General features: G+C 56.1%; 23 protein-coding genes. 21 read left to right on the plus strand and 2 right to left on the minus strand.

What is annotated here, in order from left to right:
- Positions 1–390: 390 nt before the first annotated feature.
- The 19 genes from E4U03_RS10920 to E4U03_RS11010 all read left to right on the plus strand — a co-directional run bounded on the left by E4U03_RS10920 (position 391) and on the right by E4U03_RS11010 (position 14088).
- A complete protein-coding gene (locus E4U03_RS10920; RefSeq protein ID WP_135013765.1) occupies positions 391–603 on the plus strand; it encodes a hypothetical protein in 213 nt (70 codons plus the stop codon).
- The gene (locus E4U03_RS10925; protein WP_135013766.1) at positions 572–877 is read left to right on the plus strand and encodes a hypothetical protein; all 306 of its coding nucleotides are present in this window, start codon (positions 572–574) and stop codon (positions 875–877) included. The genes E4U03_RS10920 and E4U03_RS10925 overlap by 32 nt, the downstream gene beginning before the upstream one ends.
- A 22-nt stretch (positions 878–899) precedes the next feature.
- On the plus strand, positions 900–1175 hold the full coding sequence (locus E4U03_RS13815; protein WP_135013767.1) for an HNH endonuclease: 276 nt from the start codon (positions 900–902) through the stop codon (positions 1173–1175).
- A gap of 87 nt (positions 1176–1262) precedes the next feature.
- Positions 1263–1586 carry a hypothetical protein gene (locus E4U03_RS10935; RefSeq protein WP_135013768.1) on the plus strand — a complete coding sequence of 108 codons (324 nt, stop codon included), beginning with the start codon at positions 1263–1265 and terminating at the stop codon, positions 1584–1586.
- Positions 1587–1588: 2 nt separating this feature from the next.
- Positions 1589–3049: a terminase large subunit domain-containing protein gene (locus tag E4U03_RS10940; RefSeq protein WP_135013769.1), complete on the plus strand. Its 1461-nt coding sequence runs from the start codon at positions 1589–1591 to the stop codon at positions 3047–3049.
- Between the two features lie 314 nt (positions 3050–3363).
- Entirely contained in the window at positions 3364–4521 is a 1158-nt protein-coding gene (locus tag E4U03_RS10945; RefSeq protein WP_167752407.1) for a phage portal protein, read from the plus strand.
- Complete coding sequence (locus E4U03_RS10950; protein WP_135013771.1) at positions 4445–6004, plus strand: HK97 family phage prohead protease; 1560 nt, start codon at positions 4445–4447, stop codon at positions 6002–6004. Before E4U03_RS10945 ends, E4U03_RS10950 begins: the two co-directional genes overlap by 77 nt.
- Before the next feature lie 2 nt (positions 6005–6006).
- Complete coding sequence (locus tag E4U03_RS10955) at positions 6007–6318, plus strand: hypothetical protein (protein WP_135013772.1); 312 nt, start codon at positions 6007–6009, stop codon at positions 6316–6318.
- Positions 6318–6686: a hypothetical protein gene (locus tag E4U03_RS10960; protein ID WP_135013773.1), complete on the plus strand. Its 369-nt coding sequence runs from the start codon at positions 6318–6320 to the stop codon at positions 6684–6686. Before E4U03_RS10955 ends, E4U03_RS10960 begins: the two co-directional genes overlap by 1 nt.
- Positions 6686–7126 (plus strand): hypothetical protein, encoded by a 441-nt coding sequence (locus tag E4U03_RS10965; RefSeq protein ID WP_135013774.1) that lies wholly within the window; start codon positions 6686–6688, stop codon positions 7124–7126. The genes E4U03_RS10960 and E4U03_RS10965 overlap by 1 nt, the downstream gene beginning before the upstream one ends.
- Entirely contained in the window at positions 7119–7517 is a 399-nt protein-coding gene (locus E4U03_RS10970; protein ID WP_135013775.1) for a hypothetical protein, read from the plus strand. Before E4U03_RS10965 ends, E4U03_RS10970 begins: the two co-directional genes overlap by 8 nt.
- Before the next feature lie 2 nt (positions 7518–7519).
- Complete coding sequence (locus E4U03_RS10975) at positions 7520–7831, plus strand: hypothetical protein (protein ID WP_135013776.1); 312 nt, start codon at positions 7520–7522, stop codon at positions 7829–7831.
- Positions 7832–7954: 123 nt separating this feature from the next.
- Entirely contained in the window at positions 7955–9883 is a 1929-nt protein-coding gene (locus E4U03_RS10980; RefSeq protein WP_135013777.1) for a hypothetical protein, read from the plus strand.
- The gene (locus tag E4U03_RS10985) at positions 9884–11128 is read left to right on the plus strand and encodes a hypothetical protein (RefSeq protein WP_135013778.1); all 1245 of its coding nucleotides are present in this window, start codon (positions 9884–9886) and stop codon (positions 11126–11128) included.
- The gene (locus E4U03_RS10990) at positions 11125–12387 is read left to right on the plus strand and encodes a polysaccharide deacetylase family protein (RefSeq protein ID WP_135013779.1); all 1263 of its coding nucleotides are present in this window, start codon (positions 11125–11127) and stop codon (positions 12385–12387) included. The genes E4U03_RS10985 and E4U03_RS10990 overlap by 4 nt, the downstream gene beginning before the upstream one ends.
- Before the next feature lie 5 nt (positions 12388–12392).
- A complete protein-coding gene (locus tag E4U03_RS10995) occupies positions 12393–13061 on the plus strand; it encodes a hypothetical protein (RefSeq protein ID WP_135013780.1) in 669 nt (222 codons plus the stop codon).
- Between the two features lie 16 nt (positions 13062–13077).
- A complete protein-coding gene (locus E4U03_RS11000; protein ID WP_135013781.1) occupies positions 13078–13677 on the plus strand; it encodes a peptidoglycan recognition protein family protein in 600 nt (199 codons plus the stop codon).
- Entirely contained in the window at positions 13674–13877 is a 204-nt protein-coding gene (locus E4U03_RS11005) for a phage holin (RefSeq protein WP_135013782.1), read from the plus strand. Before E4U03_RS11000 ends, E4U03_RS11005 begins: the two co-directional genes overlap by 4 nt.
- Positions 13870–14088: a hemolysin XhlA family protein gene (locus E4U03_RS11010; RefSeq protein ID WP_135013783.1), complete on the plus strand. Its 219-nt coding sequence runs from the start codon at positions 13870–13872 to the stop codon at positions 14086–14088. Before E4U03_RS11005 ends, E4U03_RS11010 begins: the two co-directional genes overlap by 8 nt.
- A gap of 328 nt (positions 14089–14416) precedes the next feature.
- On the opposite strand, the gene E4U03_RS13590 is transcribed toward E4U03_RS11010, so the two are convergent.
- Complete coding sequence (locus E4U03_RS13590) at positions 14417–15277, minus strand: tyrosine-type recombinase/integrase (protein WP_135013784.1); 861 nt, start codon at positions 15275–15277, stop codon at positions 14417–14419.
- 288 nt (positions 15278–15565) lie between these two features.
- On the opposite strand from E4U03_RS13590, the gene E4U03_RS11020 reads away from it, so the two are divergent.
- Positions 15566–15886 (plus strand): 2Fe-2S iron-sulfur cluster-binding protein, encoded by a 321-nt coding sequence (locus E4U03_RS11020; protein ID WP_135013785.1) that lies wholly within the window; start codon positions 15566–15568, stop codon positions 15884–15886.
- Between the two features lie 5 nt (positions 15887–15891).
- Entirely contained in the window at positions 15892–16671 is a 780-nt protein-coding gene (locus tag E4U03_RS11025; protein ID WP_135013786.1) for a DUF4232 domain-containing protein, read from the plus strand.
- 194 nt (positions 16672–16865) lie between these two features.
- On the opposite strand, the gene E4U03_RS11030 is transcribed toward E4U03_RS11025, so the two are convergent.
- A partial coding sequence (locus E4U03_RS11030; protein WP_135011154.1) for an IS3 family transposase occupies positions 16866–16981 on the minus strand: 116 nt, incomplete at its 5' end.

Below are 16981 nucleotides of genomic sequence, written 5' to 3' on the forward strand. Positions count from 1 at the left end.
CCAAAGATAAACCTGCCGAATACGTACCCACCGCTCTGGTTGCATCCCAAATTATCAGCCAACGAAAATGTCTCGTCTGCACCAAACCAACCGGCAAACCCCACACCCGCTACTGCCCAGAACACACCGGCTCATTCTGGAAGTGGCTCCAGTGCTCTGAACCGGGCTGTGAAATCGTTGGAGAACGCAGCATACCGGGTCAAACTCTCTATCGTTGCCCGGCCCACCGAGCCACTGCCAGCCAGCCTAGCCCCGAACGGGAGGAACCCACAGGGGATAACGCTGGTAGAGCTGCTGTCAGAGCCTTACTTGCAGAACGCCGTCATAACCTCGCTCAAGAACGCGAAAGCCGTTCACTTCCACCTCGACCGCCCGGAAACGTAGGCCATTATGACTACTACTACGCTCGATAAAGCCCGCGAAACACTGGCATGGGCCGCTAACCGCCTCACTGAAGCCCACCGAGACACAGACCTACCCGATGTAGCTTTCGCAGAAGTACTAGACACCTTCCTACTAGCAACCCGCGCTTACCACCAGACCATCAGAGACACGAACCAAGAAATACGCCATGATTACCGAGAACTCCATTACCGAGCTTGACCGGCTCACCCGTGAATACAAGAAAACCCTCAACGCCCTACGCCGCCTTCAAGGCAAAGGACAACGGATAGAAGCAGGAGAACTTATCGCCCTCTACGCCACCGCTGACCATATCGGCGGTATGCTCCACTACCACCTACGCCGTCTAGCCCGTGCCACCGAAGCGACCACCCGGTTCACGGTTCAGACCACCCCCCACCTACAGGCACACCCCCGGCTACGCAAATACGCACCCCCCACCGCTAGAATAGGCACCCCCCGCCGTGGCAAGTAGACGGTGGGGTGGGCGCAAGACCATGGAAGCCCTGGCCGCGCTCCGTGTGCTGTATGCCGACAACCTGGTGTGTCATATATGCGGGCTAGAGATAGTAGACCACCGCAAGACACCACACTGTTGCGATAAGCCTAAGCGTCTGCACTGGCTGACTGCTGACCACATCACGCCACGGTCACAAGGTGGAACGGACGCAATCAGCAACCTAAGACCAGCGCACCACGCTTGCAACTCAGCACGCGGCGCGCGTCCACTGCCAGTGGTGAAGCCAGAAGATTCAACCAATTTTTTTATCTAGACACCCCGCGGACACCGCGCGCCCCATTTTCTTCCTTCCCCAATCCAAAAAAATTTTCAGAAAAACACCCAACAACAAGGCAAAACAATGAAAAACGCCAATACTCCCGCTAATCCCTTCCTGCCCCTTCCCGTCTTCGGTTCTGTGGGCAAGCCAGCCCTAGAACGCGCCGCTGAAAAGCTCGTGCACCAGCTTGCAGAAGACGGCAAGCTCAATGATTCTCACGTTCTGACCGTTCAAATGATTATTGACCTAGCCCGAGTCTGTGGCCTATCAGCCGACAAAGGTAGCGCGTCCGCCGTAGCAATGGCTAGCCGCGAGCTTCGAGAGATTCTAGCGACCCTGCCCGGCGCAGATATGACCGTAGAAGAAGAATTTAAGGCCATGCTGGCAAAAGCCGGGGTAGCCTAGTCGTGCTAGAGACCCTAGCCTCTGAAGACCGCGCCCTTTACGAACAGCTAGGCGCGGCGGTTCCGCGACACACTACCCTACCGACCCCTGGCGCGGTGCATGACCTGCCCGCAACCGTGGCCACCTCAAAGCTACTGCAAACACCGCTTATGCCCTGGCAAAAATGGGTCGCCCGTATTGCCTCTGAACGTCACCCGCAAGACCCGGCCCGGTATCGCTATAAGTACATCTATCTGACCGTGCCACGACAGGCAGGCAAGACCACGGCTATGCGCTGTGTGCTGACTGAACGGGCATTGAGGCAGAGTAACCGGGTGGCTTTCTATACCGCCCAGACGGGCAAGGACGCCGCCGAACGCTGGAAAGACCTCATAAAGCGCGTAGACAAATCGCCCTTGAAGCGGTACGCCAAAATCAGAATGGCCGCCGGGTCACAGGCACTTACCTTCATCAACGGGTCAGTCATTAGCCCCTTCACCCCCTCCGGTGAATCGCTTCATGGCTACACCCCACACGATGTGTTCCTAGATGAAATCTTTGTATGGACTGAGCAAGAAGGCGCTGACCTGCTAGGCGCTATCGTACCCGCACAGAACACCTTGCCCGACTCTCAAATCTGGCTCGTCTCCACGATGGGCAACGCCCACAGTGAATTTATGAATGAATGGCACCAAAAAGGGATTGACAGCCTACAAGACCCTGACACCAACATCGCCATTATTGATTTTGGGCTACCTGACGGGCTGGACGCCTTCGACCCTGCCAACTGGGATATTCACCCCGCGCTCGGCCATACGATTACCAAAGACGATATAGCCGAGGCTGTAGCCGCACTATCCCCCGGCGAATTTGAACGCGCCTACATGAATCGCCTGGTTGCCGCTGACGAAACCTTCGTCCCTATCGAAGATTGGGACGCCCTGGCCAACACCGACCAGAAGCCCGTTCCCTGGGGGCAAATCTGTGTGGGCTACGATGTGGCCCACGGCGGGGACTCTTCAGCCGTGGTAGCTGCATGGTACGACAGTAACGGGACTATCCAGCTGCGCCCGCTACGCACAGCGCCCGGCTCCACCTGGCTGCCTGCATATCTCCGTGAAGAAGTCAAGCCTAAACGTCCCCGCGCCCTGGGAGCCGACGGGGTAGGTGACACCCGCGCCCTGACCGACACCCTAAAAAACGAGGGATTCGCCACCCGCCCCACAGAGCTAACACCCCGCGACTATTCAAGCGCCTGTATCAGCTTCAAAAACCTAATCATCACCAAGGGACTTCAGCATAACGGCTCACCGGCCCTACGCACCGCAATCATGAACGCCGTCACCCGCCCCCTAGGCGAGGGCTGGGCTTTTAGCGCCGCAAAGTCCGCCGGGCCTATCGCAGAGCTAAAAGCCGCCGTGGTAGCTATCAAGCTCCTAGAACAAACCAAGTCCACTGCCACCGTCCCGAAGCTAAGGTTTTGAGCTATGTTTGAGGCCAAAAAATTTGAGGGTTTCAATCTTGATTACACACAGTTTTCAGTCGTCACAGTCTGCCTTAATCCGGCCTGCTCCTGGCGTGCCGTTACCACGAACCGCCTAATGGCATGGCAAATAGCGGCCAAACATGAGGCACAGGTACACCCCGCACAGGACATCGCCCACAGGTCGCTACGACTAGCAGAATTTAAGGCTCGCCGTTTTCAGGATTAACGGTGCCGGGTTTAACTCGATATATGGCACTTTTTGGAATCTTTGGCAAAGGAAACAGGCTAGCAGACGCTGCCCTGGGTGCACCTATGCCCACCGAGGTTTTCAGCTACGCAAGCCCCTGGGCTGATTCTTCCACTCTCAAAGAAGCCGTCATTACCCACCTGCACGACCTTCCGGGCGAAGACGCCCCTATTAACCGTGCAACCGCTATGAATCTAGCGGCTGTCTCAAAAGCTAGGCACCTTATCGCCTCCACCATTGGGCGCTTCCCCCTGGTGGTCATGTCAGGGCGTGAAACCTACGAGCAAGCACCGGGGTGGGCCACCCAAATTGAAGCTGCTCGCCCCCGCTCTCTCACTATCACCTGGACAGTAGACCACCTCATCTTTTACGGGCGCGCCTTCTGGGTCATTACAGACCGGTACGCCACCGGCTACCCACGCCGCTTTGCCTGGGTTCCTGAAGCCGAAGCTGAAGTATCAGAGACCGGCGTACTGACCGCAGCCTGGGGGCACCCTGTCAGCCCAGAAGCCTACATCAGATTCGACGCTCCGCATGAGGGTCTCTTGAACTTTGGCCGTCGCATTCTCCGCAAAGCCCTGGATACTGAACGCGCCGCAGAAAACGCAGCGGCTAACCCGGTTCCCTCCATTGAACTACATCAAGTCAGCGGGGACGAGCTAACCGATGACCAGGTAGACCAGCTACTTGAGGGCTGGCGTCTTGCCCGTACCGCTAAAGGTGGCGGGGTAGCTTTCACGAACCCAGTCGTTGAGGCTAGGACGCATGGGCAAGCTGCCGAACAACTTTTGATTGACGCCCAGAATCAAGCCGCTCTAGGTATCGCCCGCGCTATGGGCGTTCCCGCCTGGGCCGTTGACGCGAACGTGGCCGGGTTCTCTATGAATTACAGCAATTCAGCTAGCCGAGGCCGTGAACTCATTGATTTCGGTCTAATGCCCTATATGGCGGCTATTGCTGACCGGTTGAGTATGGACGATGTGGCCGCCCGTGGGGTCTGGGTCAAGTTTGAAACCTCCGACTACCTTGACCCGCCCTTTAGGGAAAAGGTTGAAGCGCTCAAGGTAGCTATTGACGCCGGTATTTATAGCCCCGATGACGCACGAAAGATTATTCAAGGTATCCCCCTAGAAAGTAAGGAAGAGCATGGAGAAGACCCTAGAGACAGCCCCGCCGCTAGCGGAACTGACCGCCGCGGCAACCCTGAACAACCGGCGCATTAGTGGCCGTATCGCCGTATTCGATACCCCCGGATCCCCCAACATGGGGCGCATGTCCTTCGCCCCCGGTTCCATTACCATTCCTGAGCCGCTGAGCAAGGTCAAGCTACTTATCAATCACGATAAGAACGCGCCGGTGGGCTATATGGAGAGCTACGAGCAAGACGCCCACGGTATCAAGGCAACGTTCGTGGTTGCTGAAACTGATGCCGGGGACATGGCCCTAGCTGAGGCTAAAGCCAAAATACGCGACGGCCTTTCAGTGGGAGCTATGGTTCACCGCCTTGACCCCTCACCGCCTGAACCGGGTACACGGCGCATTATCAACGCCGCCCTGTACGAAGTATCTCTAGTTTCCGTTCCCGCTTTTGAGGACACTCTCGTTGAATCTGTAACCGCGTCCCTAGGCGCAGAAAGTGACACCATGACCGAAAACCAGAACCCCGCACCCGAGACCACCGAGAAAGAAAAGGAGCCGGTTCCTACCCCAGCTACCCCGCCTGTGCCTGCTGAGGGTGAACCCTCTGCCTTGACTGCTGCCATTAACGCAGCGAACCTTGCCCCCGTACCTGCTGCTACCCCGCCGCTAACCGTAACCGCAGCTGCTGACCGCCTGCTAACCGCCGTCAAGGACGGGGAAAACATCGGCGCAGTTATGGCCGCGCTCTCCGATGTCGTCCCTGCCAACGATAAAGGCGAGGCATTTTTCAAGAAGTTCTGGATTGGTGAACTCTGGAAAGCCTCCGTCGTAGAACGCCCCTTCATCGAGGGCTTCGGCTCACCGGGTAAGCTCACAGGTCTGAAAGCCTACGGCTGGCGCTGGGTCAAAACCCCTGAGGTAGGCAAATACAACTCAGATAAGACCGCCATTCCCTCAAACACCCTCAGCACCGAGATGGTCGAGGGCGAAGCACAGGACTTCGCAGCCGGTTGGGACGTGGCCCGCAAGTACATTGACCTAGGTAACGCTGACGCTATCGCCCAGATTTTCCAGCTAGCGGCAGATGACTACCGCCGCAAGACTGAAGAATGGTTCAGCGGGCGCATTATCGAACAGGCTACCGAGCTAGATAACATCACCTCTGCCCTAGGAGCCATGAAGACTATCCCCCGGTACATGAAGAAGCTGGGCGCGCATGTCTCAAAAATTAAGATGGGTGAAGCTCTCTACGACCAGTTCCTAGAACTCTCCGATGAACAAGTGCCCTGGTGGCTCAAAGCACAGGGGTCGGTCAGTCTTTCAGATTCAACCGGGGTAGCCGCCGGTGTCTCCGTCGAATACTCTGACCAGCTAGAAGCACATCAGGTCATGGCTTGGGACTCACGCGCCGCAACCTACTATGAACACGGTTCCTCCCCTATTCGTCTACAGGCTCTTGATATTCCCCGCGGTGGTATTGATATTTCCGTCCACGGGTATGCAGCCGAGATTGTGCATGACCCCCGCGCCATTATCAAGGCAACAGTCACTCCCGCAGCAGGCTAGGCATGATTGAAGCTAAAAATGTAGCTGACTGGGTAGACGCGCCTTTTGCTGATAAGCACATGGAAATGGTGGTCGCTGCCGTGAATGTCTACGTGGACGCCCTGCCCTCTATCGAACGTACCGAGGGCGGGGCCTGGGACAAGACCACGATTCTAGGGGCAACCATGTTAGCGGCACGCTTGTATAAACGCCGCAATTCCCCTAACGGCATTGAGTCTTTTGCAGAGATGAGCCACACCTATATCTCCCGGTATGACTCTGATATTGCCCGCCTCTTACATATGGAGTCGTTCAGGAAACCGAGGGCACGCTAATGGGTTCATTCGTTGAAGCACAACAATGGTTACTCGATGATTTGACTGCTAAAGGCGTTGTGGCTGCCTCTCATGCCCGCAAGCTGCATAACTTCCCAGCGGTGCTTATTGTCCCAGCAGAGTTTGATTACAACCGGCTGAGCAAACAAGCCTATACCGCCCGTTTTGAGGCCTACATCGTGGCGCGTGATTCAGGTATGGACAATCAGCCACTAGATGACCTGTACCCCCTGGCTAAACTTCTAGCCGAGGAATACGGGGCAACCCGTTTTGAACCTATATCAGCCACCCTAGCTAACGTGTCCGGGGCGGACGGGCTACCAGCCCTCAAAACCGAAATAACAATCACTGTGAAAGAAGACATCTAATGAGTTCTAACGCTATCGGCACCACCATTCTAGGCCCCGGCGTCCTGACCCTGGGCTCCGCTAGTAGCCTGCACACTATGAGCAATCAGGTCACGAGCGTGAAACTTGTACCGAAGGTTGATAAAGACAAGGGTCTCACTGTCCTGTCAGGTCTGAAGAAGGGTGGGGCGCGTTCTGAGTCCTGGACGCTTGAAGGAAAATTCATCTTCGACCTAGGCACTGCTGACAGCACTTCCGACTTCCTCTTTGAAAACCGAGGTAAGGACATGCCTTTTACTTTTACCCCCGCTACTGCCCGCGAGGTCACTTTCACCGGCACCGTCACTATCGAATCATCAGATATTGGCGGGGACGTAGACGTGGACAATCAGGAAGTTGATTTTTCCTTTGAGCTCGTCGGTGAGCCGACCAAGAAGCGCACGGCGGCAGCCGGTGGCTAGTAAGCGCGGCTCGCTCTTTATTGAGGTTGAGAACGGCGTGCTTTTACGGCGGGCTATCCGTCAAGCCGGAATTGACCTGAAAGAGCTATCAGCTATCAATAAGCGGGCGGCGGCTATCGTAGCCGCCCGCGCCAAACAGATAGCGCCGGTTGGTGATGATAAAGGCGGCCATATCAGGGTCACTATCCGCCCCGGCGCTACCCAGCGGGCCGGAATCGTCCGTGTGGGCAATAAGTCTAAGCCCTATGCCGGTGTCGTCCACTTCGGCGACCGCAAGCGAAACATCACAAAGGTTCGCCCCTGGGTCATTATCGCAGCAGAAGATACAGAACCTCAGTGGCTCAACCAGTACTACAAAGAAATCACTGAAATCATTGAAAGGATTGGCTAATTATGGCTAAGTTCTCCACCCCTGCCCTCTCTATCATCTTCACCAACGATGAAGGTCAGGAAGTCACTATCGAGCGTATTCAGACTATCGCAGCTGACCAGTTCGCTTACGATATGATTCGCCGAAACACCCCTAACTTCCCGTCGCACACTGAAGCCCCCTTGCTCTGGTGCTATGTCCTTGCTTTTAACGCCTTGAAGCGCACCGGACAGATTGGTAAAGAACATCGTTTTGATACCTGGATTGAAGAACACTTGCTCTCTGCTGACGTACTACGAGAACAGGCCGATGACGCAGCCCCTTTAGCGGCATAGTAAAAGCCTGTGTGACCCTATCTATCGCTACAGGAATCCCTTACACCGTCTTTTTAGACGCCCCTGCCCCTATTATGACCGAGTACATCAACCAGCTGGAAAAAGCTAGAGAGAAGGCAAACCATGGCCGGTAAGTCCGCCGTATTCTCCCTACGTGTAGTAGCGGACGCGAAACAGGCCTCAGGCGAGCTATCCAAGCTAGAACGCGCGGTTCAGGGGGTTGAATCGACGGTAGACAAAATGACACCGGCGGCGTCTGTCGCCGGGGCTGCCCTCCTTGGTTTTGGCACCTACGCGGGTCAAGCCGCCGCTGAAGCTGAACAAAACTTCGGCGCAGTTGACACGGTATTCAAGGAAGCTGCTGATACTGTCCACGGGTTCGCTGCCGAGGCGGCGCAGGCTGTGGGCATGTCCTCTAGCTCCTATGAGTCCCTAGCGGCCTCTATTGGTGGCTCGCTCTCGAAAGCCGGGTATTCTCAAGACGAGCTAGCGGCTAAGACCAATGACCTTATCAATGCTGGTGCTGATTTGTCCTCTGTGTTCGGTGGGGACGCAGCCGAGGCTTCCGAAGCTATGGGCGCGGCTCTCCGTGGGGAGTTCGATAGCCTTGAGCGTTTTGGTGTTTTCATGTCGGCCGCGGCTGTTGAAGCGCGTATGGCTGCTGAGGGCACCAGTGAGCTTGAGGGCGCGGCCTTTGAGGCGGCGAAGAAGCAGGCCACGGTCAATGAGATTATGGAGCAAGCAGGGGCGTATCAGGGCAACTTCGCCCGTGAAGCCGATACCGCAGCAGGCGCCCAGCAACGGGCAACAGCAGAATTTCAAAACGCCGCCGCGTCCCTGGGGTCTTTGCTCTTGCCCGTGATGACCGAGGGCGCTAACAAGTTGGCTGGGTTTGCTCGCTGGGCACAGGAAAATCAGGATAAGGTAGCCGCGTTGGCCGTGGGTATTGGTGCTTTTTCTGCTGTGGTGTTCGCTGCTAAAGGCGCGATTATGGCGTTTAGAGCTGCTATGGCTATTCAGGCAGTCGTGCAAGGCGTCACGGTTGCCTTCAGTGCTTATAGTGCGGGGCTGTCCGCCGCTACAGCCGCTAGCGCCGCCGGTGCAGGTGCTACAGGCGCTTTTGCCGGTGCTCTAGGCGTCAAGGCCGCCCAAGTATGGGCTAATGTCACTGCTGCCGCTTCTTATTCCGCGTCATTAGTCGCCGTTGGCGCGCGTATGGCTTTAGCAACTGCTTCCACCTGGGCTTATAATGCCGCACAGTTCGCTATTAGAGCCGCTACCGCTACTTGGACTGCCGCGCAGTGGGCACTAAACGCCGCCCTGAACGCTAACCCTATCGGCCTTATCGTTATCGCTATCGCCGCCCTGGTTGCCGCCTTTATCTGGGCCTACGAAAACGTCGAATGGTTCAGAGATGGAGTAGACGCCGCCCTCACCTGGATTAAAGCCGCCTGGAATACCGCAAGCCAGTGGATAGGCGATACCTGGAATGCTGCTATTCAGTGGGTCAAGGACACCTGGAACGCAGGCGTTGCTTGGATAGTTTCCAAATACACCGCCCTGGTAGACGGTGCCCGCGAAAAAGCCGACTTCATCAAGGAGGCTTTTACCGCAGGGGTAGACGTTATCAAAGGAAAGTTTGAGGAGTTCGGGGATAAGGTACGCGCTATCTTCGAAAAAATCGGCAACTGGGCTAAAGGTATCAAAGACAAGGTGACAGGTCTCTTTGACGGGTTCAAAATGCCGTCTATGCCCGATTGGGCTAAAAAGCTCATGGGAGGCGGAACCGAAGCCTACGGGTACGAACTAGGCCATGACGGGGTGTTCTACGCCCCAGCGCGCGGCGTGGCCCTAGAGCCGCCGTTCGCGCTGACCGCCGCCACTGAAGCAATGGCGCCTGTGACCCTACCCCGCACCGCCGCGGCAACAAAAATTATCCATAAGACCTACGAAGTTACGTTCAACATGAACGGCGTCATTGGAGACGAACGCGCCATCGTTCAAAGGATTAAGCAGGCGTTCGAAAACGACCGTATTCTACAGGGTAACTAAATGGGAACATCATATCTACATAAAGCACTTGGAGCTAAACAACCACTCTTTCAATACTGGAACAGCTCAACAGGCACTTACTCAGACGATAATATTTTCTCTATCAATATCACCAAGGGTGATGATACTCCCACCGGTGGAACTGCGGTTAATACAGCCGAGGTTGAAATTCATGCCGATGTTCAAAATATTATTGGCGCACGTTCTCGCATAAATCTTACAAGCTATGGTGCTAGTCTTGTTGCCTCTATTGCAGGTAACGTGACCGCCACTCAGATTGGTGAACGATTCTGGGGGCGCACCGGGATTGTTAAAACTAATGATGTCTCTAACAGTTTTAGGACTACCGTTATATCATCGTCTGGCTGGCTTGCAACCTTGAAAAAAGCAAACTATGACCCTTTCATATCTGTTGGCTGGAAAACAGGTCTAGCTATTATCAACAGTCTCAAGTTTCCTAATCTTGCTGAGATGTACACACCGGTTCCTTACGGCGTTTTTGATTCAATTGTTAAAGTTCCTGAGAAACGTCGTTTTAGCGAGTTAGCTAAACTCTATGCCGACTCAATGGGCTTACAGATTCGTGAGGATACAAGTTCTCATGAGGTTCAGGTCAGGAGTATCCAGTACCGAAAAGATGATGTCGTAAGACGGTCCAAGACTGCCCCGCACCTAACACGGTCAGCTGCTATTAGCCCTGCCAAACACACACAGTCGCTTGATGAGTGGTATACCCAATACGTTTTCGCCACGACCATGCCAGACGGTTCACGCGGAACAATATATATGAAAGGTAATAATGATAAAACATTTCTTGATATTCAAGAAGTGGACTGGTCTTATGTGCGCCGTGATACTGAACAGCTATGGCAGTACGCTAACGCCATACGAAACCAGAGTATCAAAGTATTTTCACGTCCTGAATCAATACGGGTAGATATTCTATATCTTTTAACCTCTGACAGTGAACACCACCGCCACCAAGCAGGCTATTTACTAGCGCTACAGGCGGGTGACCCGGTATTTTTTAGTTTTGACTGGCAGGAATACGCACGAGGTGTTTATTTTGCCCAGCAAATTAAGGAAACTATTACTCATGATACATGGGAGTTAGAGTTATCGCTTTATCCTGCTGAGGCGGTTGTAGGTGAGGCCATGGATAGGTATAACCCGAAGCCGCAGACCTGGGAATCTGCCGGTGAATTGCGATGGTCAGATTATAGCGAGAAGTGGAATGAAGTATGAGTGATAATTATCGCAAACCTTTACGCAGTGATTACATTAGAAACGGCGCTGACATTATTACGCATAATGCTAATGAGTCATATCGGCGTGAGGAATCAGCTTTAGCGGCTATTGCCGAGGTATCTGCTGGTTTGGACGGGCACACCCTGGTGGATATCAACGCTGGGTCAGCTGGTAGCTACCAGCTGGGCAGTAACTACCGCTCCTACCCGGTGCTTGCCGGTGAGTCTTTGTTAGTAGAGCTTGAAAAAATCGGCGTCCCCACGGGCACAGATACCCGGCTTTTGGTGGAGCTGAACGCCCCTACCGCCGGGACATACGAGGTAGGCAGTAACTACCGCTCCCGCACGGTAGGCGGCGGCGTATCTGCTGATTACGTGGATAGTCAGGTGCAAGCCTTGCCAGATGTGGCCCAGCGTGAGCTTTTGCGTGACCGTGCCCGGCGTATTACTGCCGCGCCCCGGCGCACCACAGCTAAAGCCGTGGTGGCCCTGGTAGCAGATGACTACCCGCGCGATACTATCGACCATCTAGCCCCGCTCTTAAAAGCTCGTAATCTTCCCTGGTCTTGGGCCTTGAACGGCGATACCTTCGATAGCGGCTACAGCTACCAGAGCTTTAGCACCGGCAAAACCTGGGCAGACGTCAAGACCCTGGCAGACCGTGACGGCGTGGAAATCTGCAACCACGGCGCTTCACACCGTGACGTCACCTCTATCAGCGCCCTACAGGCTGAGATTGTAGGCTCTCGCGACCGACTCCGAGCCGAAACCGGTCAGGATATTTTAGGCTTCGTCCCGCCCGGGTGCGACTTCCCCGAGGGCGTGAATTTCAAGAGCACCCCGCTGATAGCCCGCGAGGGGCTAGAGCTGAAGCTAGTGGGCACCGCTTATGACCAGCTGGTGAATTACACCCACGCTTGGGCTACCGGCGTTTTTTCTGACCCTGGAACTAACACGCCTTGTCACCCGCTGGACGGCTCCCCGCGTATGAACGCCGGGCGCACCTGGCTAGACGCGCCGAACAACAACGCGATAGCCCCCGGCGGTAGCGCGTATCTCTGGCTCGATAAAGCCATAGAGCTAAAACGCGGCGTCATCTTTGGTATTCACGCCTGCTACATGGACGGCGCTTCACTGGGCGGGCGCATGACCCGCGAAAATCTCACGGCCTGGCTTGACCGGCTGGCCCAGCTACGGGACGCCGGGACGGTTGAAGTGGTCACAATGACCAAGTGGCATTACACACGATTGGACTAAAAATTATGGAACTTGCTAAAGGTATTCCGACCGGCTCCCCGATTCTGGACGCTTCAGCGGTCTGGACTCCCCCCGCTGTGGGCGCGCCGGACGCCGCACATGTATTCCTAGCCCATACACGCCGGGGCCTCTCTAACCCGGTGAAAGAGCTGGTGGATATGGTAGGCGGCGGCTCTATCAAGACTAATGGCGCCGGGAACAGCTTTACAGACTCTGAGACTTCCCCGCTGGTCACTATCAATCAGGGGTCTGACGCTTTGACTGGCGCGGGTAGCCCGGCCCCTGAGCAGACGGTGCTTTTTGTGGCCCAGATTGTCGCCAATAAGAGCGCACAGGTCACTGTACCTGGGTGGGTTATCGGTGGCGGTGGAAATGGGCGTATAACCGTTTCCGGCTCGTCGTTCGCTTCTTTCACCCAGTCCCCACCTACGGGTCTAGCCGTCTATGTGCTCACCCTGAAAGCCGGTGAAGTGCGGGCATGGGTGAACGGGGCATCTGTGGGGACTCTGACCCTGCAACCTGGCACCGCTAGCACTATTCGTCTGGGAACGAACGTCTATTCCAGCACTGTCACCGAACAGTATGGACTTTTGAAGATTTGGCGGCGCGTACTTTCGCCGTCTGAAATTGCTGACGCTGTGGCAGACGCAAAGAAGCTATTCACCATCAACTAAGAAGGAAAACACCCTAATGACTACTCTCAAGACCGGCACCGTTATTGATGAAACCACCTGGAACTCCCCAAACTACACCCCCGCCGCACAGGTGCCCGCGGTCTTTGGCCGCCCCCGCACCACTTCCCGAATCACTATCCACCACTGGGGCAGTGACGGGCAAAGTTTCAACGGTGTAGCTGACTACCTGTGTCGTAAGGGCGGCACCAGCTCCGCGCATTTCGTCGTTGAAGCTGGGCGCGTTGCTTGCCTTGTGTCCACCGTTGACGCCGCGTGGCACTCAGGTAGCGCCGAGGGCAATGCAACCAGTATTGGTATCGAATGTCGCCCTGAAATGAGCGAGGGCGACATTAACGAAGTCGTGGCCCTGATTGAATGGCTCGAAGACATGTACGGCCCTCAAGAGGTCTGGCTTCATCGTGAATGGTCAGCTACCGCCTGCCCTGGCCGATACGCCAATATGCGCGATGAAATCGTGAACCGCGTGAACTTGCTTCAGGGCACTAGCGGAGAGGCTCACGCTCCCGCGCCTGCCACTGTAGACCGTGTGGCTACTATCCGCGCCGAACTGGCAGAGATTCGCGAATCAGCTACCGCTATCGAGGGGGCACTATGAAGCTAAAAGCCCCCTCCCCTACCGTCCGCCGCTACATCTACGGGGTAGCCGTGGCCGCTCTACCCCTGCTTATTGCCTATGGGGTACTAGCTGAAGAGCACGCGCCCTTGTGGGTAGCCGCTTTAGGCGCTGTGCTCGTTCCGGGTATGGCTTGGGTGAACACCACTCCCCCACCGGCAGGCGGGGGTGAAAATGAGTGAGTATGACACCCGACAAATCTCAGCCATCCTGGTAAGGGTCGAGAAAAAGCTAGACCGCATGGAATCTCAGGCAATTCACCGGGCCGAAATCCAGGCTCTAGAGAAAGACGTAGAGGCTTTGCAGGACGCGCAGAAGTGGCTGACCCGCACAGCGGTTGGGGCCTTGGTTTTGGCTGTGCTTGACCCTGTGTTGCGGGTTTTTACAGGGTAGGAAAGGCTGTTAGTACGGGCTGAAACCGTGTTAAGATAAAAAGACGTGCCAGGCAAGCCCGCCCGGCACGTCCATAAAAAAATAAGGAGGTTTAGAAGTGCTCGCTACACTTCTAAATCTAGTTCTAATCTTAGCCGCTTTGGTTGCGATTGTCGAGAGCCTTCTAGGCATCGTCGAGAAGCTACTGAAGCTACTTGAGGATAAGGACTAGAGATAAAGAGGGTGGGGGTAGCTCCCCCGCCCTTCTCTCCTTGTTTGATATGGCCAAACACCCTCAACTCTTAATTAAGGGTTGAGGGTGTTTTAGGTTTAAGGTTCGATTAAAGGTTTACCCTGCTAGCCGCTGGACTGTAGACCTCAGAGAGTCATCAGGCAGTTGCACGTATAGGCGTGTAGTGGTTGGGCTGGCATGGCCCAGCAGGGCTTGGACGGTCAGCAGGTCTTTATCGAGGGCATAGGCGCGGGTGGCGAAACGGTGGCGCAGGGTATGCATTGTCCAGCCGTCAGGCATAAGGCGGGTTATGAGCTTGCCCACGTAGCGGGGTGAGAGGTGGCCGTTGTCGTCACCGGGGAAGATGTAGCCCGGTGGGTAGGCTCTGAGTATTGCCACTAGCCCATCTGGTAGGGGTATTGTGCGGTCTTTTGCACCTTTTCCATGCACCACTAGGCTTAGACCGTGGGGCGTTTTAATTATATCAGATGTGTGCAATACGGCTACTTCTGCCCGGCGTAGCCCCAGCTCACCAGCGAGTCTAATCATTAGTCGTTCGCGGGGTCTGGCTTTTAGCAGAGCTTCGGCTAGGACGCTATCAGGGGCAGGCTTTGGCTTCGGCTGTGCTGGCTTGATAGAGGGCAGGGCTTCGGCTGGGTTGATATGCGTATGACCTTGTTGGATAGCCCATGTGTAGAATTTTCGGAATGTGGCCCGGCGTCCTCGTCGGGTTTCTGGTTTCCAGTCCTGGGCGGCGAAGTATTCTGTGAGTTCACTTGCAGTTACGGCAAAGGGTGTGGTGGGTAGGCGTTTGGCTGCGTGTTCTAGGTGATGACGGCGGGTGTAGATGGTGGTTTCTGGTGAGCCGCCGGCGCGTAGGTGGGTGAGGAATGAGGAGATGGAATCTTGCCAGTTTATGTTATTTGTTTCATAAGAAACTGATTCTACAGGGTTTGGTAGTGCCCGTAGGTGGCGCATGGCTACGCGACTAGCCGTAGCGGGGTGGCTGGGTACAGAACAGAAGGTTGGGGGTTCGAATCCCTTCGGGCGCACCACTGATAAAAACCGGCCTCCTTCGGGAGGCCGGTTTTTTCTTGTCCTCCCCCAGCTGCCTCCCAGCGTAACACCCCGTTACCAAGCTGGCGGCAGACGTCCACCCACCGTAGTTTTAACCACAAAAAGCGGGGATAGGCGCACCTGCCCCCATAAAATAGGGACAGACCCTAGCCCCGCAGCCTCACAGCTGCCCAGCACACGGAGAACACATTGAGCGTAAACATCACGGTCACTGACGAAAATGGCACCACCAAGGACGTCACCTGGGAACCCCACCAGACCATGCTTGAGGCCGTCCTCGCAGCAGGCTTCCCCGTGCTGGCAACCTGCGGTGGTAACGCCTCCTGCGCCACCTGCCACGCCTTCATCGACCCCGAGCACATCGAAGCGACCCTGCCCCGCGAAGAAGCAGAGGAAGACCTGCTCGACATGATTGACGACATCGCCAACGAGTGCTCCCGCCTGAGCTGCCAGACCGAATACACCGAGGGAATGGACGGGGCAAGCGTCACCCTACAGCCCGGAATGTAGGCTGCATGAAAGCACGTATCCCCCTTCTCCCCCTCGCAGCACTTGGCCTGCTCACGGTACTCACCGCCTGCGGTAGCGCCACTACCGGCACCACCACCGCAGAAAGCACCGTGAGCAGCCCAGCTGCTACGACCTCGTCCGCGTCGGCGTCCCCCTCGCCCACCGGCTCGGCTACCAGCGCCGCGCCTTCTGCAGTGGCAACCACCCGGCAGCCCACCGTACAAGAGGTCACCCCGGCCCCCAGTACCTCCGCTGACCCGGAACCGGTGCCCACCGGCACCGTTATCACCATAGAGCCCACCGCGAGCACCCAGAACCCTGCCGCGAGCGGTAGCCAGTTCGCCAGCTCGGCAGCTGGTGTTGCCGTTTGTGATTACGACCAGCTCTATATTGAGGCCGCGGTGGCTCCGGGCGGTGGCGCAGCGGGTTCGCGCTATATCACCCTGACTTTTACCAATACCGGGGATGCCAACTGCACCATGAGCGGCTACCCCGCTGTGCACTACGTTAATGCGGCCGGCCAGCAGGTGGGGGCGGCAGCTGCGAATGCTACCGAGTGGTCGTCTTCGGGTGGCGTGATTGCTCCCGGTAATTCTCTGACCGCTACCCTGCGTGAGACCCGGGCCCAGCTCTACGGGGATGCCTGCCAGAGTGTTTCTGCTACGGGTTACTCGGTGCAGGCTCCTGGGGCTTCCCAGGCCCTGGTGCTGAACTTTGCGGCGGAAGCCTGCTCTAATACCTCTGTTGCCCAGCTTTCGGTGGGCGCGGTGGGGGCTACCCCCTAGCCAAGCGGCGGGCCTCCGTGCGCTAATGGCCGGGTGCGTCGGGCTACCTTCCAGGTTGCTCGGTGTGCTCGGCTCGTTTGTTTTAAGGGGATAATGGGGGCTATGGCAGAACCCGCTACCTCCCGTGCCCTGAGTTTTTTCTCGGCCCCCACCCGTCGCTTGAACTAGCCCCCGAAAGTTGGACTGGTTTAATCCTAGACCGTCAGGGCTGCCAAAGCCTGGCTCCGATACCCCATCGGAGCCAGGCCCTTTAATCGCTCCTGAAGCCTACCGTTGTTATACCAATAGATATAGTCATCAACCGCCTGAC

This window comes from Rothia nasimurium (genome assembly GCF_004569295.1).
Taxonomy (GTDB): domain Bacteria; phylum Actinomycetota; class Actinomycetes; order Actinomycetales; family Micrococcaceae; genus Rothia; species Rothia nasimurium_B.

Excerpts from the sequence above, each read along its gene's own strand:
- E4U03_RS10945 (WP_167752407.1), top strand. The coding sequence starts at position 3,364 with ATGCCCACCGAGGTTTTCAGCTACGCAAGCCCCTGGGCTGATTCTTCC.
- E4U03_RS10980 (WP_135013777.1), top strand. The coding sequence starts at position 7,955 with ATGGCCGGTAAGTCCGCCGTATTCTCCCTACGTGTAGTAGCGGACGCG.
- E4U03_RS10925 (WP_135013766.1), top strand. The coding sequence starts at position 572 with ATGATTACCGAGAACTCCATTACCGAGCTTGACCGGCTCACCCGTGAA.
- E4U03_RS11010 (WP_135013783.1), top strand. The coding sequence starts at position 13,870 with ATGAGTGAGTATGACACCCGACAAATCTCAGCCATCCTGGTAAGGGTC.
- E4U03_RS10935 (WP_135013768.1), top strand. The coding sequence starts at position 1,263 with ATGAAAAACGCCAATACTCCCGCTAATCCCTTCCTGCCCCTTCCCGTC.
- E4U03_RS10960 (WP_135013773.1), top strand. The coding sequence starts at position 6,318 with ATGGGTTCATTCGTTGAAGCACAACAATGGTTACTCGATGATTTGACT.
- E4U03_RS10985 (WP_135013778.1), top strand. The coding sequence starts at position 9,884 with ATGGGAACATCATATCTACATAAAGCACTTGGAGCTAAACAACCACTC.
- E4U03_RS10975 (WP_135013776.1), top strand. The coding sequence starts at position 7,520 with ATGGCTAAGTTCTCCACCCCTGCCCTCTCTATCATCTTCACCAACGAT.
- E4U03_RS11005 (WP_135013782.1), top strand. The coding sequence starts at position 13,674 with ATGAAGCTAAAAGCCCCCTCCCCTACCGTCCGCCGCTACATCTACGGG.
- E4U03_RS10990 (WP_135013779.1), top strand. The coding sequence starts at position 11,125 with ATGAGTGATAATTATCGCAAACCTTTACGCAGTGATTACATTAGAAAC.
- E4U03_RS11025 (WP_135013786.1), top strand. The coding sequence starts at position 15,892 with ATGAAAGCACGTATCCCCCTTCTCCCCCTCGCAGCACTTGGCCTGCTC.
- E4U03_RS10965 (WP_135013774.1), top strand. The coding sequence starts at position 6,686 with ATGAGTTCTAACGCTATCGGCACCACCATTCTAGGCCCCGGCGTCCTG.
- E4U03_RS10920 (WP_135013765.1), top strand. The coding sequence starts at position 391 with ATGACTACTACTACGCTCGATAAAGCCCGCGAAACACTGGCATGGGCC.
- E4U03_RS10955 (WP_135013772.1), top strand. The coding sequence starts at position 6,007 with ATGATTGAAGCTAAAAATGTAGCTGACTGGGTAGACGCGCCTTTTGCT.
- E4U03_RS10950 (WP_135013771.1), top strand. The coding sequence starts at position 4,445 with ATGGAGAAGACCCTAGAGACAGCCCCGCCGCTAGCGGAACTGACCGCC.
- E4U03_RS13815 (WP_135013767.1), top strand. The coding sequence starts at position 900 with ATGGAAGCCCTGGCCGCGCTCCGTGTGCTGTATGCCGACAACCTGGTG.
- E4U03_RS11000 (WP_135013781.1), top strand. The coding sequence starts at position 13,078 with ATGACTACTCTCAAGACCGGCACCGTTATTGATGAAACCACCTGGAAC.
- E4U03_RS13590 (WP_135013784.1), bottom strand. The coding sequence starts at position 15,277 with ATGCGCCACCTACGGGCACTACCAAACCCTGTAGAATCAGTTTCTTAT.
- E4U03_RS10995 (WP_135013780.1), top strand. The coding sequence starts at position 12,393 with ATGGAACTTGCTAAAGGTATTCCGACCGGCTCCCCGATTCTGGACGCT.